The sequence below is a fragment of the Streptosporangium sp. NPDC048047 genome (assembly GCF_040653115.1).
Taxonomy (GTDB): domain Bacteria; phylum Actinomycetota; class Actinomycetes; order Streptosporangiales; family Streptosporangiaceae; genus Streptosporangium.
In genome coordinates, this window is the sequence record NZ_JBEZNH010000003.1 from 69,629 (window position 1) to 87,926 (window position 18,298).

Genomic DNA, 18,298 nt, shown 5'->3' on the forward strand with positions numbered 1-18,298 from the left:
TCAGCCGACGACGCGGTAGACCGCGTAGTCGCCGGAACGGAACCGCAGGGACGTGAACTCACCGAGTCTCGTCTGCGGCGCGAGCCGGCTCTCGTCGGCGAAGATCCAGCGCACGCCGTAGCGCTCCCGCAGCTCGCGGATCGCAGCAGGCGAGGGCGTGTGGAAGACCGCCTCGTTCGCCCGCATCCGTCCCGCGTCCCAGAAGGGATCCTGGCTGGGCGAGCCGTTCATGTTCCAGTGATCCAGATTCACCGGTGAGTACGCCCACCCCTCGACCAGCATGTGCCGCTCGGTCAGGGCCGCGGCCCAGAACTGCCTGGCGTCGCACGGGTTCTCGTACCCCCAGCGGCAGTGCACGTTGGTGGCCACCACGTCGTCCGGATCGGAGTGGTCGCGCAGCCACCGGCCCGCGGCCATCTCCCCCGAGGGAACACCGACGGCCGTTGCCTGCCGGAGACGGCCGGGCTCGGGGCTGTAGGCGAGCGAACCGCTGGAGAGGAACGACAGGACCCGCGCGTGCCCGGCCGCGGGCAGCCCGATGGCGGTGACCATGACGAGGGTGAAGGCGAGGGCACGCGGTCCGCTCATCCCGGTGGCGAGCAGTACGGACGGCACCAGGACGATCAGGGCCAGCAGCGCGGCCCAGGGAAGGTACAGCCTCGCCCCCGGCTCGCCGGGGGCGAGGGGGACCCGTACTCCGCACGCGAAGGGCAGCAGGTACGCGGCGGTCGCTCCGGCCGCGATCGCCCCCGCCGTCGCCCGCAGCGGCATACGGACCCGGCGCAGGAGGGTGAGGAGCCCGTGGACCGCGACGAGCACCACGTAGGGATAGGCCCCGCGCAGGAAGTAGAGCTGGCTGAGGCCCGCGTGCCCGAGCAGGAGCACCGCGCCGAGCCCCGCCGCGCCGATGCCCAGCAGGAGGACCACGTCGGGGCGCAGGACGAGCCGCGGCCGGCTCAGCAGCCCCAGAACGCCGCACCACGCGACGGCCCAGCTCAGCAGGTACACCGCGGTGAAACCGAGGATCGAGGCCGTGCCGGCGGCGCCGTGGTCCGGACCGGCCAGTTCGCTCCACGTCAGGCGGACGAACGACAGGGGATAGATGACCATCCCCTGTCGTCCGAGGCCGAACAGGACGAGCTGTGCGAACAGCAGGCATCCGGCGACCGCTCCCAGCGCGGCCAGCGCGGGCCGGCACCATCGGCGCGACCGGATCCGCTCGGTCACCACCACCGCCGCCAGACCCGCCGCGACGAGAGGCAGGTAGGTCGCCTTGGCCCCCATCACCGCCACCAGGAACACTCCCGGCAGAATCCATCCGCCGACCGGCCGCCGGCCGTGCCGCAGTATCTCGACCAGCGACAGCGCCACGGGGGCGAACAGCATCGCCCCGAAGGTCTGGGTGGGACTGGACCAGGCGGTGTCCTGGAGCCCGCCCCAGGTGAACTTGGGGTTGGGCCCCAGGTAGAGACTCGGCGCCGCGACGAAGATCCCGGATACGGCGGCCACCGACGCCCCGCCCCAGGAGCGCATGAGCCGCCGTCCGATCATGGCCATCAGGATGACGAGCACGGCCAGCATGGGCAGCATGGCCAGCCGGAACAGCAGGATCACCGGCTCCACCCCGGTCAGCCGGCCGGCCGCCGCCATGTGCGCGTAGACGAACCAGTGGTAGTAGAGGGGGTCGCCGTCGAACCAGGGCGTGGAGGGCGGCATGTGGTGTCTCAGCTCACCGACGAGGGCCAGGTGGAACGGCATGTCGAGACGCGAGTCGGCGAGTCCGGGCCAGGTGATCGCCTGGGACCGGAAGAAGGCGAGGGCGCTCCAGGCGATGAGGAACGCGACGGTGAGCGCGATCGACCACGGCCACCAGACGGGTGGCCTCCGGCGGGATCCGCCCTTCCAGTGCCGGCGCAGCCGGGGGACGGCCAGGAAGACCGCGTACGTGACGGCCGGCCACAGCGCGACGGCCAGGGGCGTCCCGGCGGCGCGGGCGGCGATGTAGGCCGGCACCTCCACCGCGTAGCCCAGCGCCGTCCCCAGGGCGACCTCCTCGGCGAACGTGCGCGAACCGCGGTACAGCGCCCGGACCAGCAGCGTCCCCGGCAGCGCCAGCCCGAACACGAGGTAGACGCCGAAGGCCGCGATGTCGCGGGCCGAGACGCCGTAGTGCGCCGACACGACCGCGGCCAGGAGCGTCACCGCGACCGCGGGCGGCCATCCGGACGACGCGAGACGCCGCGTTCCGCGGCGGAGCCCGCCCGCGCCGTCCTCTCCGGGGGCGCGGCGCCGGACGTCTCCCGCCGATCCGGACGAGCCGGGTAGAGCACTGCGAAGGGCCGGAAGCACGTTCATATCGCGAGTGTGATCTCCGCCGGCGGGGGCCGTCCCGGCCGATCGCGGTGGTCGGCGGAGTCCTTGCCCGATCTTTGGACAACCCCGGCACCGCCGGGCGGAGGCCCACGTGCCCGGCGGCCGGGACGGCGCACTCCGCCGCCCCGGCCCGCCCGGTCCCGCCCCGTGCGGCCCCGCCTCACGCGCGCCCGGTTCCGGCGCCCGCCGTCTCCTCCCCGGGGATCCGTCCCGCGTCCGGGTCCAACGGCCGGGACCGGTCGTCGGCCAGGACCCGGCGCATCGACACGATCCAGAAGCCGGTCCCGGCGACGGCCGCGGCCAGTACCCCCCAGCCGTAGACGAGCGAGGTCCGGAACACCTCGGGGGCGGCCAGGTGCGCGACGGCGAGCACCGCGACGAAGCACACCCCCTCGGCCGTGAGGTAGGCGAGCCGCCAGCCCGCCCGGCCCAGGGCCAGGGGCAGGACGTTGGACCACAGCACCATGCCCTTCACGCACGCGGCGGCCAGCAGCAGCATGGCCACCCCGCCGGCGCGGGCGTACCCGTGGCCGTAGGCCAGGCCCATGACGTCGTCGATCACCGGGAGGGCGGCGGCGACGGTCACCGCCCCGGCGACCGTGAACAGCCACGTCGTCCGGGTCATGTCCCGCCGTACCGCGGCGGTGCCGGCGTCGGTGGCGATCCGGTGGGAGATGCGGGGGTACAGCATGGCGGCGATGGGGATGGCGAGGTTGGCGTAGAACCGCCCGGGGGCCGACGCGATCTTGAGGATGGTGACGAGGGACGGGCCGCCGATGAAGCCCGCGAAGCTCAGGATGCCCACGTCGGAGACGCCCGCCACCGTCGTTCCGACGGACGTCTTCAGGAGGAAGGGGATCATTCCGGCGGGCATCGGCACCCGCGGGCCGGGCGGTCCCAGCCCAGCGCGCAGCACCCGGGTCGCCAGCGCGCAGTACACCGGCGCCATCACCGCGGCGGCCACGGCCTGGCCCGCGAGGTAGAGCAGTGCTCCCCCGGCCAGCAGCCCGCCCACCGACAGCCCGAACGACAGGACCGCGCACCCCAGGCGGAGCAGGCCGAGCCCCTGGAGCCGGTCCGCCAGCGCGAAGCCGGCCGAGGCCGTGCCGTACGGGGCCATGGCCCCCCGCGTGACGACCGCCAGGGCCAGCATGAGCTGGACCTCGGCCGGGGCCAGGCCCAGCAGCCGTACGGCCGCCACCACGGCCAGGCCGGCGCCGGTCACCGCCACGCCGATCAGCACGTCCCAGCGCAGCATGCCGGCGAAGAGGGACGCTCCCCGTCCGCTCCGCTCCTGCTCCATGGGGACGAACCGCTGGGCGGCGTTCTCCAGGCAGGGGTCGAGCAGGAGGAACCAGACGCCCGCGACGGACTGGGCGAAGATGACCTGCCCGGAGACGTGGGTTCCGGTGAGCCGCACCAGGGCCATCAGGCTGAGGGCGGGCAGCAGGGCCTCCCCCACGCCGGCGCCGGACAGCGAGGTGAAGGTCCGCAGGTGCCGCCTCCCGGGCAGCCTCACGGCAGGACCGCCGCGGAGTGGGGCGACCGGTCCGCGCCGAGCATGCCGTACCACTCCTCGATGCCCTCGGCCACCAGGGGCCAGCCGACCGCCGCCACGGCCCGCACGCCCCGCTCGGCCAGGCGCGGCCGTACGGTCTCGTCGTCCAGGACGGAACGCAGCCGGTCCGCCAGCTCGCCCGCCGAGCCCGAGCGGAAGACGAGGTAGGCGCCGGGGTCGATGAGGGGGTCGGGGAGGGCCTCGGAGGAGACGACGACGGCCGTGCCGAGCGCGAGGGCCTCCAGCGGCGCGATGGGGCTCCCCTCGCCGATGGTGGGGAGCCGGTGCGAGGCGAGCACGAAGGCGTGGGCCCGGCCGACCAGCGAGTAGACGTCGTCGGCGGCGAGGTGACCGGTGAGCTCCACCCCGGGGACGGACGCCGCGAGCCGTTCGAGGCGCGCCCGCTCGGGCCCCTCCCCCACGATGACCAGGCGCGCGTCGGGCCGGGTCGCGCGCAGCTCGCGGAGCTCGCGGAGCTCGCGGAACGCCTCGATGGTCAGGGCGTGGTTCTTCACCGGCACGAGCGAGCCCACGCTGACGATCAGCCCGCGCTCGACGGGGCTCCCGCCCCGGAACGCGGCCAGCCGGTCCAGGTCGAGGCCGCTGGGGACCATGCGGATCCGCTCCGCCGGGACCCCGGCCGCCAGCAGGTCCGCCCGGGGCGCCGGGCCCGCCGTGATGAAGCCGTCGGCGTGCCGGAACGCCAGGGGCATGATCCGCCGGTGGCGCGCGGTCAGGGCTCCGTGCACGTGGAGCACGAGCGGGACCCCGAGCCGCCGCGCGGCGGCGCCCAGGCCGAGCGCCTCGCGGTGGTCGCCGTGCGCGTGGACGACGTCGATCCCCCGGGCCCGGGGAAGCGCCCGGGCGCACTCCATGGCGAAGGCGACGACGTCGGACCTCCTGGAGACGACGCGGGCGGCGGGCGTCGGCGCGAGGGGGAACTCCCGGGCTCCGGGCGGCACCTCGCCCAGCCGCCGGGCGACGAGCACCTCGTGCCGCCGCCTCAGCTGCTCGGCCACCAGCTCCTCGATGTAGCGCTCCTTGCCGCCGGGCATGGGCGGCAGCCGGTATCCGATATGGAGAACTCTCATGTGCGCCTTCCGGGAAGCGTCCGGTCTTTTCCGGCTTCTCGGGGGGTGCGATGCGGGCGCCGGCCGCCGGGGAGGAGCGCCGGGGACCGCTGCCGCCGCCCGCGCGAAAACGGGTGCGGGCCGCCCGTCACGGGCCCGCTCGGGCCCGATCCGGATCGATCGTAATGCCGCGCCCGGCCCTTTCCGGGCCTGCCGCGCCGGAGGAGGGTCCTTCAACGCGTCCGGACGACCACGGAGTGTCACCATCGGCGCGAAGGCCCCGGTTGCGATGATGACCGGGTCATTCTCTACGGGAGGCGGCGTCATGGGCGTGCACGTCTGCGAGGTCATCAAGGCGCTGGGCCACGGCGGCTCCGAGAAGCTCCTGGCCGAGCGGCTGCTCGCCACCCCGCCGACCGGCAAGCGCCACACCGTCGTGTGCACGCGGGTGCCCACCGACGAGCTCGTCCGGCGGCTGCGCGCGGCGGGTACGGAGGTCGTCGACCTGACCGCCGTCCCGCGCCCGCTGCGCCTCCTCCGGCTGGTCCGGGTCGTCCGGGACCTGCGCCCCGACGTCGTCAACAACCACTCGCCGCTGACGGCGTCGGTGCTGCGGGTCGCGTCCCGGTTCTGGAGGCCCCGCCCCGTCCTGGTCTCGACCGTGCACAACGTGCGTTACCGGCTGCCGACGCTGCTGGCGGACCGGGCGACGGGGTGGCTGGACGCCTGCACCGTGGCGGTGTCGCCGCAGGTGGCGCGGGCCGTCACCAGCTGGGGATCCCGTGACCTGCGCGTCCGCGTCCACGGGGCCGGCGTCGAGCGGCAGCGCCGCAACGCGCTGGAGGCGGAGACGATCAGGAAGGAGTGGGACGTCCCGGAGTCGGCCTTCCTCGTCGTGCACGTCGCCAACCTCTACCCGAAGAAGAGCCACGGGACGGTCGTGGAGGCCGCCGCCGAGGTGACCGGGCGCGACCCGCGGGCCGTCTTCCTGCTGGCGGGCACCGGCCCGCTGCACGAGCAGGTCGTCCGCATGGTCGCCCGGCTGGGCTCGGACGCGGTGCGTTTCCTCGGGCCGGTGGCCGACGCCGCCCGGCTGATCGCGGCGGCGGACCTCCTGGTGCTCGGCTCCTCCCACGAGGGGCTGCCGGTCGTCGTCATGGAGGCGTTCGCGGCCGGCGTCCCCGTCGTCTGCACCGCCGTGGGGGGCGTGCCGGACCTCGTCGACGACGGCCGCAACGGCCTGCTGGTCCCCCCGGGGGACCCGCACGCGCTGGCCGGGGGGATCCTCGCGGCGATGCGGCCCGAGACCCACGAGCGGCTCCGCCGGGGCGCCCGCGACAGCGGGGACGCGCTGGACATCGGCCGGGCCGCGGAGTGGTTCGACCGGCTCTACGACGAGATCTCCTCGCGGGCTCGGGCGGGGTCCCGCTCGTAGTCGGCGGAGTCCGGCCCGCGGTCACCGAGGGCAGGCGCACGGCCGGCCTCACGGTCGGCGCCGGGGTCCGGCTCACGGTCGGCGGGGTCCCGCCGCTCCGCCCGCCGGCGCTCCGCCTCCCCGGTCCACGCGAGCGCGGCCAGCAGCCCCACCATGAGCACGATGGGTATGCGCTGCCGGAATATCAGCCCGATGTTGGACATCGTCGTGGCGTAGGCGACCGTTCCGGGCACCAGGAACGCCAGGAGGAACAGGAGCATCCCCCGGTCGCTCCGCCACAGCCGGAGGGTCCCGCGGACCGCGCAGTAGAACAGGCAGTAGGCCACCAGCATCTCGATCTTCCCGAGCTGCAGCGTCACCGAGCCCGACGTCCACGGGAACGGCGAGAAGAGCGTGTAGAGGATCTTCGGCAGGAGCGCGCCCCAGGGCCCTCCCCCGTCGTCGAACGTCACCCCGGAGCGCTGGGAGGCGTTCGCCCTGCGGACGTTCTCGGCCTGGCCCCGTTCGAGGTCCTCCATGACCTCGTCGGCGGGACCCAGGTGCAGCGCGCCCGCGAGGAGGGCGGTGGCGACGACCAGCAGAACCGCCGAGACGGCCAGGAACCTCGCCGAGAGCGCACGCCGGGGGTTCGCGACGCCGACGAGCAGCGCGGGCAGGCACATGACCACCATGTAGGGGCGCACGTTCCACAGCGCCACCAGGAGGATCAGGATCATGACGACGTTGCGGAGGGCGAAGCGCCGCATGTTCGCGGCGGCGAGTGCCAGGCAGGTGATGACGAGGAAGGCGTTGAAACCGTCCTTGAACATGTCGGACGTGTGCAGGAGGAACGCGGGCATGAACGCGACCACGGCGAGAAGCCTGAGTGCCGCACGCTCGTCGGCGCCGGCCAGCCGGGCGAACTTGTACATCACCACGCAGAGCGTGCAGGCGATGAGCGCGACGAGCGCGGTGCATGCCAGGGGGGCGGGGCCTCCGCACGCGTAGATCACCAGCGCGAACAGGTTGCACGGGAGGGTCACCGCGGCGATGAGGGGGATCTCGTCCTCGGTCACGAACCGGATCCCGTTCTCCTGCCAGTACTCGACGACCTTCAGGGCCTTGGTCTCGTAGTTGTAGTTGTCCCCGCCGTAGTCGGTGAGGCCCGATCTCAGGTAGAGCAGGTGGACCGCCAGCCGGGCCAGGAAGGCGACGACCAGCACGGGCAGGACCTTCCGCGCCGTCCGCGCGTCCAGGGTGGTGTGGACGACCAGGACGAGGGCCGCCACGGCGGCGGCGATGATCACGTACTCCACGGAAAGGCCCTTCGCCGGTCCACTGGTCTGATGTCGGATGACGCCGGAGCGACACCGGAAAGGAGGGGCGCCGATTCTCCCGCGCGCCGTGGATCGGCGCGTCCCCCCGCGATTCCCGTCCCGCGTCACACGTTCTTTTCACGCCTCGTTCCCAGCGCGGGCCGCCCACCCGGTGGAACGGCCGGAATCAGACCTTTTCAGGCGGCAGAGCCGCCCCGGTCCGGACGGGATCGACGCGGTACGGCGGAAAACACGATACATGCCCGTCCTGCGGCGTCACCCGCAACGAACCCGGCGTTTCCCCACGTCAAAGGCGCGCGCCGGACACCGTCCGCCAGCCGGGGAACATTTCCGGGCGAAACACGATCCCTCAAAACCCTTATTTACGAAATATGCACTTACGGCAGGGGGCCTCATTCCGGTCATCCCGACCAGCCCGCCCGCATCATGCGAAGGTAGGGAATAGGGAAACACTTATCCGCCGCCGCTGCGGCACCGTACGACAGATAGGGCGGGAGACTACCTTTCTGAGGTGATCAGGTCATCGCCGAGGAGCCCGCATGAAGCCGGACAATCGAATCCGCGTCATGGAGATAATCGCCCGAACGAACGTCGGCGGACCCGCCACCCAGCTCATGGGGCTGCACGAGGGGCTGAACACCGGGGAGTTCGACCACCGCCTCTACGCCGGGCACGTCGGTGACGACGAGGAGGACTGCTTCCGGCTCCGCGACGCGGCCAAGACCGTGCACCGGGTCCCCGGGCTCGGGCGGTCGGTGCGGCCCGCCGACGACTGCCGCGCCCTGTGCGCGCTGGCCCGCGCGATGCGGGAGTTCCGCCCGCACGTCGTGCACACCCGGACCGCCAAGGCCGGGGCGCTCGGGCGGACCGCCGTCTCCCTGTCCGGTGTCCGCGCGGCCAGGATGCACGTCTTCCACGGCCACCTCCTCGACGGCTACTTCTCCCCCGCCAAGCGGTCGGTCTACGTCCGGGCGGAGCGGTTCCTGGCGTCCCTGTCGGACCGGCTGGTGACCGTCGGGACCCGGGTCCGCGACGACCTGCTCGACGCCGGGATCGGCCGCCCCGGGCAGTACGTCGTCGTCCCGCCCGGGGTCCGCATCGGGCCGGTCCCGGCGCGCGAGGCCGCCAGGCGCGCCCTGGGCGTCCCCGTCTACGCCCCCGTCGTCGCCTACGTCGGACGGCTCACCCGGGTGAAGCGGCCGGACCGGTTCGCCGCCGCGGCCCGCGCCGTCCTCGACCGGCTGCCCGACTGCAGGTTCCTGGTCTGCGGCGGCGGCGAGCTCCACGACCGGCTCGCGCGGGACATCGAACCGGTACGGCACGCCTTCCACCCGCTCGGCTGGCGCGGGGACGTCGAGACGGTCTACGCCGCCGCCGACGTGGTCCTGCTGACCTCCGACAACGAGGGCACGCCGCTCACCCTCATCGAGGCGGGGATGGCGGGGACGCCGGCCGTCGCCACCCGGGTGGGCAGCGTCGCCGAGGTGGTCCTGGACGGGACCACCGGTCTGCTGGCCCCTCCCGACCCCGGCGAACTGGCGGAGCGCACCCTGCGGCTGCTCCTGGACCCGGCGCTCGCCCGCCGGCTCGGCCAGGCGGCCCGTGACCGGACCCGGGCGTCGTTCGGCGTGGAGCGCCTGGTCGCGGACACCGAGGCCCTCTACCGCTCCCTGGGCGCCGCTCGCCGGGCGGGCCGTCCCCGCATCGCCGCGCCCGCCGCGGCCACGCCGCGGGAGGGGTGACGGCGATGAGGATCCTGGTCACCGGAGGGGCGGGGTTCATCGGCGCGAACCTGTGCCACGCGCTCGCGGCCCGCCCCGAGGTCGAGCGGGTCACGGTGCTCGACGACCTGAGCAGCGGGTTCCCGGCCAACCTCGACGGCACGGGGGCCGACCTCGCCGAGGGCAGCGTCCTGGACGAGGACCTCCTCGCCCGGCTCGTGCCCGGCGTCTCCACGGTCTTCCACCTCGCCGCCCGGCCGTCGGTGCCCCGCTCCCTGAGCGACCCCGCCGCCTCGCACGAGGTCAACGCCACCGGCACCCTCCGTGTCCTGGAGGCGTGCCGCCGCACCGGGGCGCACGTCGTCCTGGCGTCGTCGTCCTCGGTGTACGGCGACAGCCCCGAGCCCGTCAAGCACGAGGACCTGCCCACCCGGCCGCTGAGCCCGTACGGCGCCAGCAAGCTCGCCGCCGAGTCCTACGCCCTGGCCTACGCCGGGAGCTTCGGGCTGCCGGTGCTGCCCCTGCGCTTCTTCAACGTGTACGGCCCGCTGCAGCCCGCCGGCCACGCCTACGCCGCGGTCGTCCCGGCCTTCGTGTCGGCGGCGCTGCGCGGCCTGCCGGCGCCGATCCACGGCGACGGCCGTCAGACCCGCGACTTCACCTACGTGGGGTCGGTGACGGCCGTCCTCGCCGAGGCGGCCGTCCGCCGGGTGACGAGCGCGAAGCCGGTTAACCTCGCGTTCGGGACGAGCGTGTCGCTCCTCCGGCTGAGAGAGACCCTCTCCTCGGTCCTGGGTACGGCGGTCGCGACGTCGTTCCTCCCGCCGCGCGCCGCCGACATCCGCGACTCGCGGGCGTCCTGTCGCCTCCTGTCCGAGCTCTTCCCCGGCGTGCGTCCCGTACCGCTGGAGGAGGGGCTCCGCATGACCGTGGCCTGGTTCCGGAACACGGCGGACCACGTCCCGGCGGCCGGCGCCGCCCCCGCCGGGGCACCCGGCGCTCTCGCCGCGCCGGCCGCCTCGTCGCAAGCAGCCCTTCCACACCGCATCGGGAGCAACCCGTGAGCAGCCCTGCAGGCAGCACCCATCTCATAACCGGGGGAAGCGGTTTCGTGGGATCCCACCTGACCGACGCGCTGCTGGCGCGCGGTGACTCCGTGGTGGTCCTCGACAACCTCTCGACCGGCCGCGCGGCCAACCTGGCCCACGCCGCCGGGCATCCCCGGTTACGCGTCGTCCACGGCTCGGTCCTCGACGAGCTCATCGTCGACGAGCTGGTCCACCGGTGCGACGTGGTCGTCCACCTCGCCGCGGCGGTCGGCGTCAAGCTGATCGTCGAGCAGCCGCTGCGGTCCCTGACCACGAACATCCGCGGCTCGGAGATCGTCATCGAGGCCGCGCACCGCTACCGGCGGAAGATCCTCGTCACCAGCACCAGCGAGATCTACGGCAAGAACTCCGGCGGGCCGCTCACCGAGCGGTCCGACCGGATCCTCGGCAGCCCGGCGGTGGCCAGGTGGGCCTACAGCACCTCCAAGGCCGTCGACGAGATCCTGGCCAACGCCTACCACAAGGAGCGCGGCCTGCCGACGGTCATCGTCCGGCTGTTCAACACGGTGGGGCCGCGGCAGAGCCCGGCCTACGGCATGGTCATCCCCCGCCTCGTCCAGCAGGCGCTCGGCGGGTTCCCGCTCACCGTGTTCGGCGACGGCACCCAGACCCGCTGCTTCGCCCACGTCGCGGACGTGGTGGAGGCGCTGGTGGGGCTCCTGGACCACGACGACGCGGTCGGCGAGACCTTCAACGTGGGCTCCGACGAGGAGATCAGCATCCTGGAGCTGGCCAAGACGATCGGCGAGCTGACCGGCTCGACGGCCGGGATCGACCTGATCCCCTACGCCGAGGCGTACGAGAAGGGGTTCGAGGACATGACCCGCCGGGTCCCCGACACCGCGAAGCTGCGCGGGCTCACCGGGTGGACGCCGAGGCGGACCCTCGACGACATCCTCCGGGAGACCATCGCCGAGGCCCGCGCCGAGTTCCACGCCGAGCCGGCGGTGTCGCGGTCGTGAACGGCGCCGCCGTCGTCATCGCGGGTACGGCGGGCTGCCTGCTGAGCGCGGCGGGCACCCCGCTGCTGGGCCGCCTCGCGCTGCGCTGGGGCTTCGTCGACCGTCCGGGCGGCTACAAGACGCACGGGCGGCCCGTGCCGTACCTGGGAGGCGTGGCGATCATGTTCGCCACCGTCGCCCCGTTCGCGGTTCTGGCGGGCCTGGACGACGTCCGGGTCACCTCGATCGTTCTCGCGGCGGCGGCCGTGGCGCTGCTGGGACTGATCGACGACTTCTCGCCGCTCTCCCCGCTGGTGCGCCTGGCGGTGGAGACGGTGGCCGCCGTCGGCGTGGTGGTGGGCGGGGTCCAGGCGCCGCTGACCGGGTCGTGGCTGGACGGGCCGGTCACCGTGCTGTGGATCGTCGTCGTCACCAACTCCTTCAACCTGCTGGACAACATGGACGGCGCCCTGGGGACCATCGCCGCGATCGGCGCCGCCTTCCTCTCCGGGGCGGCGTTCGTCCACGCCCACCCCGCGCTGGGACTGCTCCTGGCGGCCCTGGCCCACGCGTGCCTGGGTTTCCTGCTGCACAACCGGCCGCCGGCGAAGGTCTTCATGGGCGACACCGGATCGCTGTTCATCGGGTTCGTCATCTCCTGCTCGGCCGCTCTGCTGGTCACCGGGCACGGCTCCGGCACGGCGGTCGCGGGCCTGCTGCTGCCCACGTTCCTCGCGACGGTGGACACCGGCACGGTGTTCCTCGCGCGGATGCTGGCGCCCGGCCGCTCACCCATGACGGCCGGCAGCGACCACGTCTCCCACCGGCTGCGCCACCTCGGCCTCGGCACCGGGACGGTCGCCGCCGTGCTCGGGGCGGTGACCGCGCTCGCCGGGTCGCTCTGCCTGGCACTGGCGCTGGGCTGGGTGGCGCCGCTGGTCGCGGCGGTCGTCGGCGTCGGGACCGCGCTCGTGCTCATCGTCCTGCTGCGGGGGGTGGACGTCTACGCGTCGTCCGAGCACCCGCACACGCCCCCGAGAACTCACGAAAGGTTGCGTTGACCCCGTGGACCTGCTCTATTTCGCCCGGCTGGCGCGCAGGAACTGGCTGTTCATCATCCTGGCGCTGGCCCTGGGGGTGTCCGGGGCGCTGTACGTGACCGCGCACACCCCGCCCAAGTACGTCACCGACATCACCCTGCTGGTGTCCGGGCAGAACAAGGACGGCAGTCTCTTCACCGCCATCCAGGCGGGGTCGCTGTCCCAGCAGCGGGTGCAGTCCTACGCCAACCTGATGTCCAGCCAGCGGGTGGTGGGCCAGGTCGCCCGCGGCGACGACGTCCAGCGCATCCAGTCGAACCTCGTCGCCTACGCCATCCCGGGCACCGTGCTGCTGCGCGCCACGCTCACCGACACCGACCCCCAGCGGGCCGCGCGCGTCGCCAACGCCCTGGGGGCGGCCTTCATCCGGCTCATCGGCGAGATCGAGCGGCCGCCTCCCGTCCGCAAGGACAAAGAGGATAAAGAGGATAAAGAGAACAAGGACCGGGAGAAGAGCGGGGACCGGGGCGACGGGAAGGACGAGCACCCCAAGGTGTCGCGCCCCAACGTGAAGGTCACCATCGTGGACCCGGCGGACGTCCCGAATGCGCCGATCAGCCCTGACCCGCCGTTCAACCTGGCGGTCGGCGTACTGTCCGCCCTGCTGATCGCGCTGGCCGCGATCGTGCTCCGCGACCGCCTGGACACCACCCTCAAGTCGAGCGAGGCGCTGCAGACGGCGGCGAGCAGATCGGTCCTCGGCGTCATCGGCTACGAGCGGAGCGCGAAACGTCAGCCGCTGATCGTCCGCCACCGCGGCCGCTCCACCCGGTCCGAGGCGTTCCGCGCGCTCCGCACCAACCTGCAGTTCATCGGCGTCGACCGGCAGCCGAGGTCCCTCGTGGTCACCAGCTGCCTCCCGAACGAGGGGAAGTCCTCGGTCTCCGTCAACCTGGCCATCACGCTCGCCCAGGCCGGCTGGCGGGTACTGCTGGTCGACGGCGACCTGCGCTGCCCGCGCGTCCCGGCCTACCTCGGGATCGAGGGGGCGGCGGGCCTCACCGACGTGCTGATCGACCAGGCCGTGCTGGCGGACGTCATCCAGGTCTGGGGGGAGGCGGGCCTGCACGTCCTGCCGGGCGGGCAGATCCCTCCGAACCCGAGCGAGCTGCTCAGCTCGCAGGGCATGCGCGACCTGCTCGCCAGGCTCGTCGCCGGCTACGACATGGTGATCTTCGACGCGCCGCCGCTGCTGCCCGTCACCGACGCCGCCGCGCTCGGCGCGATCTGCGACGGCACGCTCCTCGTCGCCCGGCACGGCAGGACCCGCAGGGAGCACGTCACCCGCGCGCTGAAGGTGCTGACGGCCGTCAACGCCCGGCTGGTCGGCTGCGTGCTGAACTTCGCGCCGCTGAAGAACAGCTACTACTACGGCTACGGCGGCGAGTACGACCGGCCGGCCGCCGAGCCCAGGGTCAGGGCCTCGGCCCGAGTGTGAGCAGCCGGAGCGGGACGGCGAGCGAGCGGGCTATCCGCCGTCCCGCGGCCCGGTAGGCCCACCGGGACCGGCCGTTGGGGTCGGGGATGTCGAGCCGGTCCACCGGCACCGTCCCGCGCAGCGCGCAGACCCGCTCCGTCAGCGCGCGGGCCCGCCGTACCGGATCCTCGTGACGGGTGACCTCGGCGGCGGGCACCGCCCGCGCCAGCGCGCCGAACTCGGCGATGGTGAAGGCGCGCGCGGCGGCCGGGAAGTGCTGGGCGGCCACGGCGGACCGGTGGGCGGCGGTGGCCGTCAGCACGAGGTCGGCCGCGGCCACCAGGTCCGCGGTGAGCAGCCGGGAGAGGAAGCCCTCGGGGTCCGCGCCGAGGCGGGCCAGCGCGCGCCGGGTCGGCTCCGGCAGCGGCCTTCCCGGCCGGGCGTGGGTGCCCGCGCTGATCACCTGGATCGCCGGGAACGGTTCCAGGGCCGAGCGGGCCAGCCGCTCGGCCATCGGGGAGCGGCAGTAGTTCCCCGTGCACACGAACAGGATGCGGAACCCCGCCCCCTCCCATGCCTCAGGCACGGTCATGCATCCCCCACCTCGCCGGACGCGGTCGCCGTCCCCGGGCCGCCGCGTCCGGGCCCCCTCATTGAAAAGATCTTCAGTGGACGTGATCGTAGGCGGCCCGGAACGGGGCCGCGGCGGCGGCGCGCCGCCTTTTGCCCTTTCCGTGCGGCGCCCCTCCCGCCGGGCACCGTACCCGGCGGGAGGCCCGCCGCGCGGCGGGCCGCACCGCGGCCGCCACGTCGTCAGGCGCAGCCCCGCCAGTCCCCGGCGACCGTGGTGCGCTGGGGCCGGACCAGCGGCTGCACCGGCACCACGGGCGGTTCGGCGGACGCCGGCTCGGCCAGGCCGAACTCCAGCATCCTCGTCTGCCGGGGGGCGAACGGCACCCGGACCGAGTAGACCGGGTGCGAGCGTTCCTCGTTCGTGGCGACCGGGACGCGCTCGCCGTCGAGCCGCACATCGGTGATCTTCGCGCCGGGCGCCGCGTACAGCGACACCCACGACAGGTTCGACCCCGGGGTGCGATCCCTCCGCGGGGCGTCGAGGCGGCTGGTGACGTACGGCGGCAGCTCCGCCCTCGGCACGTCGTTGGTGAGCCGGATCCGCACCGAGCTGGGGCGCAGGCCGTTCACACAGCTTCCCAGCCGGTAGTCGACGGAGCGCTCCAGGTAGTAGTCGAGCTTGGTGCCGGCCGAGTTGTTGACCACCAGCGCGGCGAACGGCCCCGGCCTCCGGGGCAGCACCCCGCCGGCCGGCGTCTCCGCCAGGCGGCGCTGCTCGGCGTCGTGCCGGCTCCACGCCTGGACCCGGTGTTCCTGCGCCATACGGGCCATGACCGGCAGCAGCCGCACCGGGTCGGTGAGCGCCGACGGCAGACGCCGGGCGACGGCGGCGGCGATGTCGATGAGGAACCGCTTGCGCTCCGCCACGTCGGGGTAGCGGGCGTACGCCCGCCGCTCGGTGAGGTCCACGACGTTGCCCGCGGTCACGGCCTCGCCGCCGGGCAGGGTGACGGGACCGATGAGCCCCAGCAGATAGGACAGCCCGACCGGGTCGACGGCGACGGCGCCGTCCAGGCGCCGGCCGGTCCGCCGCTCCCACAGGCCGGTCCAGGTCTCGGCGGCGTAGGGGAAGTGCGGCGACAGGTTGGAGACCGAGAGCATCTTCGTCGCGTACGGCCCGTAGAGGCGCTTGAACGCCGGTCCGTGGTGCGCGACCGGGGTGGGACTGCCGATGCCGTTCTCGGCCGAGAGCCGGTCGACCTCGATCGCGCCCCGGCCGGCGCGCAGGATCCCGTACGCGCCGACCAGCCCGCCGGTCCCGCGCGCCTCGGCGTTGGTCTGGAAGGCCAGGAAGTAGCGGCGCGGGCCGTCGGCGCCCAGCATCGGCGGCAGCAGTGCGGCGGCCGTGGCCGCGCCGCCGGTCCAGCCGCGCAGCCGGCCGATCTCCCGCAGCGCCGTACCGCGCGCCAGGTCCACCTGGCCGGAGCCGGTGTCGGCCGGGGTCGCCGCCAGGACGGCCTCGGCGCGGGCGAGCCGCGCGGCGGCGGCGTCGAGGGCGGGCGCCGCCGCGCCGAGGGCCCGGAGCAGCCGGCCCGGCTCGCCCCGGAGCACCTCGGCGGTGAGGAGCCGCGCGCCGGTCCGCTGCACCCCGGTCAGCGCCTCGGTGGCCTCCGCCACGGCGTGGGCGATCCCCCGCACGGTCGTGGCTCCCCCGCCCACCAGCGGGGCGTGTGCGACCAGCGCCCAGTCGAAGCCGTCGGTGAGCCTCCTGGCCTCGGCGGCGTGCAGCCGGGCCTCGGCCAGCGGCGCGGCCATCAGCAGGGGGTTCCCCGAGGCCGCCGCCGCCCGCAGCCGCAGCAGCGCGTCCCGCGCCGCCTCCAGGTGGTCCCGGACGCCCAGGGCCAGGTGGGCCGACCAGCCCCCGGCGGGCACGACGGCTCCCGCGAGGACCAGCAGGCCCAGCAGCGCGGCCCGGCGGCGTCTGCGGCGCCTCCCGTACCGGGTGAGGCGCCGCGCCGCCGGATACGTGTCCGAAGCCCGGGGGCCGTACCCGGCGTCGAGGGCGGGTCTACCGCGCATGAGGGGATCGGCGGCGCCGGGCGGATATCAGCACGACGGCCGACCCGGCCGCCAGCAGGCCGCCGCCGACCGAGGCGAGGAGGCCGACGGGCGCTCCGGTGTAGGGCAGCTCCTGGGCGGCCTGGCCGCGGACCTCCTTGCGCGCCGCGCACCCCGGACCGCAGCATCCGCCTCCGCCGCCGCAGCAGCCGTCGCCGTCATCACAGTCGCCGTCCCCGCCGCCGAGCCCGCGTGTGGGGTCCCAGCCCTGCCCGTGCGGGTCGTCGTCGTCCGGACGGCCTGCGTTCGCGACCGCGTTCTCGGCGCGGTTGATGATGGCGTTCACCGGGTCGAAGGGGTTCTCGTCCTCCTCCCTGGCCTGCTCTTCCTCCTCGTCCGCCTCGTCCGGCTGGGTCGCGTCCGCCAGCGCGGCGAGCAGCGCCGCCGCCTCCAGCTCGTCGAACGGGGAGACCGGCGGTATCGGCGGCGGGTAGGGCGGCTGGTACCGCAACGCCGGCCGTACCGCCGCCGGCGCCGGTGCGGCGGCCATCGCCGTCCCCGCGGCGCCCAGGACCGGCATCCCGCCCAGCACCACCGCCACAATGACGGGTATCGCGTGTTTTCTGGCCACTTTCCAACTCCCCCGTGTTGTCGGTTCAGGCCCTGATCGATGTCGGTCGGAGCACGAGCGACATGTCCCCGCAACCCGTTATATTCACCCAAAGATCACGCAGGCCGCCCGGCACACCGCGCTTACCGAACGATCGGCGGCGCTTCTCCGACCTTTGACGATCGGCGCGGCGCGGCATGCCCGGCGTTCGGCGCGCGGAGACACGACTCCCTAGACTGCGTGCATGCCCACCGCACTGATCACCGGCGCGACCGCCGGCATCGGCGCCGCGTTCGCCCGCCGCCTGGCCGCCGACGGGTTCTCACTCGTCCTGGTCGCCCGCGACGAGGAGCGCCTGAGCGCCTCCGCCGAGACACTCCACCGCCGTTACGGCGTCAAGACCGAGGTGCTGCCCGCGGACCTCGCCGCCGACGAGGGGATCGCGAAGGTCGAGAGCCGCCTGCGCGAGGGGGTGGACCTCCTCGTCAACAACGCCGGGTTCGGCCACCCCGGCTCCTTCTTCGACGTCCCGGTGGCCGACGAGGTGCGGATGCTGAAGGTGCACTGCGAGGCGGTGCTGCGGCTGACCCTGGCGGCGCTGCCGGGTATGCGTGAGCGCGACCGCGGCGCGGTGGTCAACGTGGCGTCGGTGGCGGCGTTCTTCACCCGCGGCACCTACAGCGCGTCCAAGGCGTGGGTGGTGAACTTCAGCGAGTCCGCCGCCTCCGAGCTGACCGGCACCCGCGTCCGGGTGATGGCGCTGTGCCCGGGGTTCGTGCGCACCGAGTTCCACGACCGCGCCTCGATGGACACCTCCGGCATCCCCGGTTTCCTGTGGCTGTCGGCGGACAAGGTGGTGGCCGCGGCCATGCGCGACCTCGCCCTCGGGGCGCGGGTGAGCGTTCCGGACATCCGCTACAAGGTGATCGTGGGGGCGGGCAGGCTGATCCCCCGCGGCCTGGCCGGCCAGGTCTCCCGCCGCCTCGGCCGCCGCTAGTCTCAACCGCCGGTCTCCGC

Annotated in this window: 14 protein-coding genes; 7 read left to right on the forward strand and 7 right to left on the reverse strand. The window is 74.1% G+C overall.

What is annotated here, in order from left to right; translation table 11 throughout:
* The 3 genes from AB0D67_RS03715 to AB0D67_RS03725 form a co-directional block, all read right to left on the reverse strand.
* Positions 1-2,355: a DUF2298 domain-containing protein gene (locus AB0D67_RS03715; protein ID WP_362929518.1), complete on the reverse strand. Its 2,355-nt coding sequence runs from the start codon at positions 2,353-2,355 to the stop codon at positions 1-3.
* A 178-nt stretch (positions 2,356-2,533) separates the two neighbouring features.
* The gene (locus AB0D67_RS03720) at positions 2,534-3,892 is read right to left on the reverse strand and encodes a hypothetical protein (protein WP_362929520.1); all 1,359 of its coding nucleotides are present in this window, start codon (positions 3,890-3,892) and stop codon (positions 2,534-2,536) included.
* On the reverse strand, positions 3,889-5,022 hold the full coding sequence (locus AB0D67_RS03725) for a glycosyltransferase family 4 protein (protein WP_362929522.1): 1,134 nt from the start codon (positions 5,020-5,022) through the stop codon (positions 3,889-3,891). The genes AB0D67_RS03720 and AB0D67_RS03725 overlap by 4 nt, the downstream gene beginning before the upstream one ends.
* A 304-nt stretch (positions 5,023-5,326) precedes the next feature.
* Between AB0D67_RS03725 and AB0D67_RS03730 the strand changes: the two genes are divergently transcribed.
* Positions 5,327-6,436, forward strand: coding sequence for a glycosyltransferase (locus tag AB0D67_RS03730; protein WP_362929524.1), 1,110 nt, complete (start codon positions 5,327-5,329; stop codon positions 6,434-6,436).
* On the opposite strand, the gene AB0D67_RS03735 is transcribed toward AB0D67_RS03730, so the two are convergent.
* The gene (locus AB0D67_RS03735) at positions 6,391-7,731 is read right to left on the reverse strand and encodes a hypothetical protein (RefSeq protein ID WP_362929526.1); all 1,341 of its coding nucleotides are present in this window, start codon (positions 7,729-7,731) and stop codon (positions 6,391-6,393) included. The genes AB0D67_RS03730 and AB0D67_RS03735 overlap by 46 nt on opposite strands.
* A gap of 587 nt (positions 7,732-8,318) precedes the next feature.
* Between AB0D67_RS03735 and AB0D67_RS03740 the strand changes: the two genes are divergently transcribed.
* The 5 genes from AB0D67_RS03740 to AB0D67_RS03760 are packed head-to-tail and all read left to right on the forward strand — an operon-like array spanning position 8,319 to position 14,061.
* Positions 8,319-9,494 (forward strand): glycosyltransferase, encoded by a 1,176-nt coding sequence (locus AB0D67_RS03740; protein ID WP_362929528.1) that lies wholly within the window; start codon positions 8,319-8,321, stop codon positions 9,492-9,494.
* A 5-nt stretch (positions 9,495-9,499) separates the two neighbouring features.
* Complete coding sequence (locus AB0D67_RS03745) at positions 9,500-10,537, forward strand: NAD-dependent epimerase/dehydratase family protein (protein WP_362929530.1); 1,038 nt, start codon at positions 9,500-9,502, stop codon at positions 10,535-10,537.
* Positions 10,534-11,544, forward strand: a complete 1,011-nt coding sequence (locus tag AB0D67_RS03750) for a GDP-mannose 4,6-dehydratase (protein ID WP_362929532.1) — start codon at positions 10,534-10,536, stop codon at positions 11,542-11,544. Before AB0D67_RS03745 ends, AB0D67_RS03750 begins: the two co-directional genes overlap by 4 nt.
* Positions 11,541-12,584 carry an MraY family glycosyltransferase gene (locus AB0D67_RS03755; RefSeq protein ID WP_362929534.1) on the forward strand — a complete coding sequence of 348 codons (1,044 nt, stop codon included), beginning with the start codon at positions 11,541-11,543 and terminating at the stop codon, positions 12,582-12,584. Before AB0D67_RS03750 ends, AB0D67_RS03755 begins: the two co-directional genes overlap by 4 nt.
* 4 nt (positions 12,585-12,588) lie before the next feature.
* Positions 12,589-14,061: a polysaccharide biosynthesis tyrosine autokinase gene (locus tag AB0D67_RS03760; RefSeq protein ID WP_362929536.1), complete on the forward strand. Its 1,473-nt coding sequence runs from the start codon at positions 12,589-12,591 to the stop codon at positions 14,059-14,061.
* Here the strand turns inward: AB0D67_RS03760 and AB0D67_RS03765 are convergent.
* The 3 genes from AB0D67_RS03765 to AB0D67_RS03775 form a co-directional block, all read right to left on the reverse strand.
* Complete coding sequence (locus tag AB0D67_RS03765) at positions 14,039-14,632, reverse strand: hypothetical protein (RefSeq protein WP_362929538.1); 594 nt, start codon at positions 14,630-14,632, stop codon at positions 14,039-14,041. The two genes, AB0D67_RS03760 and AB0D67_RS03765, sit on opposite strands and share 23 nt — an antisense overlap.
* Positions 14,633-14,853: 221 nt before the next feature.
* Positions 14,854-16,692: a DUF4012 domain-containing protein gene (locus AB0D67_RS03770; RefSeq protein WP_362929540.1), complete on the reverse strand. Its 1,839-nt coding sequence runs from the start codon at positions 16,690-16,692 to the stop codon at positions 14,854-14,856.
* Positions 16,682-17,302, reverse strand: a complete 621-nt coding sequence (locus AB0D67_RS03775; RefSeq protein ID WP_362929542.1) for a hypothetical protein — start codon at positions 17,300-17,302, stop codon at positions 16,682-16,684. Before AB0D67_RS03775 ends, AB0D67_RS03770 begins: the two co-directional genes overlap by 11 nt.
* Before the next feature lie 223 nt (positions 17,303-17,525).
* Here AB0D67_RS03775 and AB0D67_RS03780 point away from each other — a divergent pair, with 223 nt between their 5' ends.
* On the forward strand, positions 17,526-18,278 hold the full coding sequence (locus tag AB0D67_RS03780) for an SDR family oxidoreductase (RefSeq protein WP_362929544.1): 753 nt from the start codon (positions 17,526-17,528) through the stop codon (positions 18,276-18,278).
* The last annotated feature ends 20 nt before the right edge of the window (positions 18,279-18,298 follow it).

Coding starts and splice junctions, on each gene's coding strand:
- AB0D67_RS03780 (WP_362929544.1), top strand. CDS start 17,526: ATGCCCACCGCACTGATCACCGGCGCGACCGCCGGCATCGGCGCCGCG.
- AB0D67_RS03740 (WP_362929528.1), top strand. CDS start 8,319: ATGGAGATAATCGCCCGAACGAACGTCGGCGGACCCGCCACCCAGCTC.
- AB0D67_RS03770 (WP_362929540.1), bottom strand. CDS start 16,692: ATGCGCGGTAGACCCGCCCTCGACGCCGGGTACGGCCCCCGGGCTTCG.
- AB0D67_RS03725 (WP_362929522.1), bottom strand. CDS start 5,022: ATGAGAGTTCTCCATATCGGATACCGGCTGCCGCCCATGCCCGGCGGC.
- AB0D67_RS03765 (WP_362929538.1), bottom strand. CDS start 14,632: ATGACCGTGCCTGAGGCATGGGAGGGGGCGGGGTTCCGCATCCTGTTC.
- AB0D67_RS03715 (WP_362929518.1), bottom strand. CDS start 2,355: ATGAACGTGCTTCCGGCCCTTCGCAGTGCTCTACCCGGCTCGTCCGGA.
- AB0D67_RS03745 (WP_362929530.1), top strand. CDS start 9,500: ATGAGGATCCTGGTCACCGGAGGGGCGGGGTTCATCGGCGCGAACCTG.
- AB0D67_RS03730 (WP_362929524.1), top strand. CDS start 5,327: ATGGGCGTGCACGTCTGCGAGGTCATCAAGGCGCTGGGCCACGGCGGC.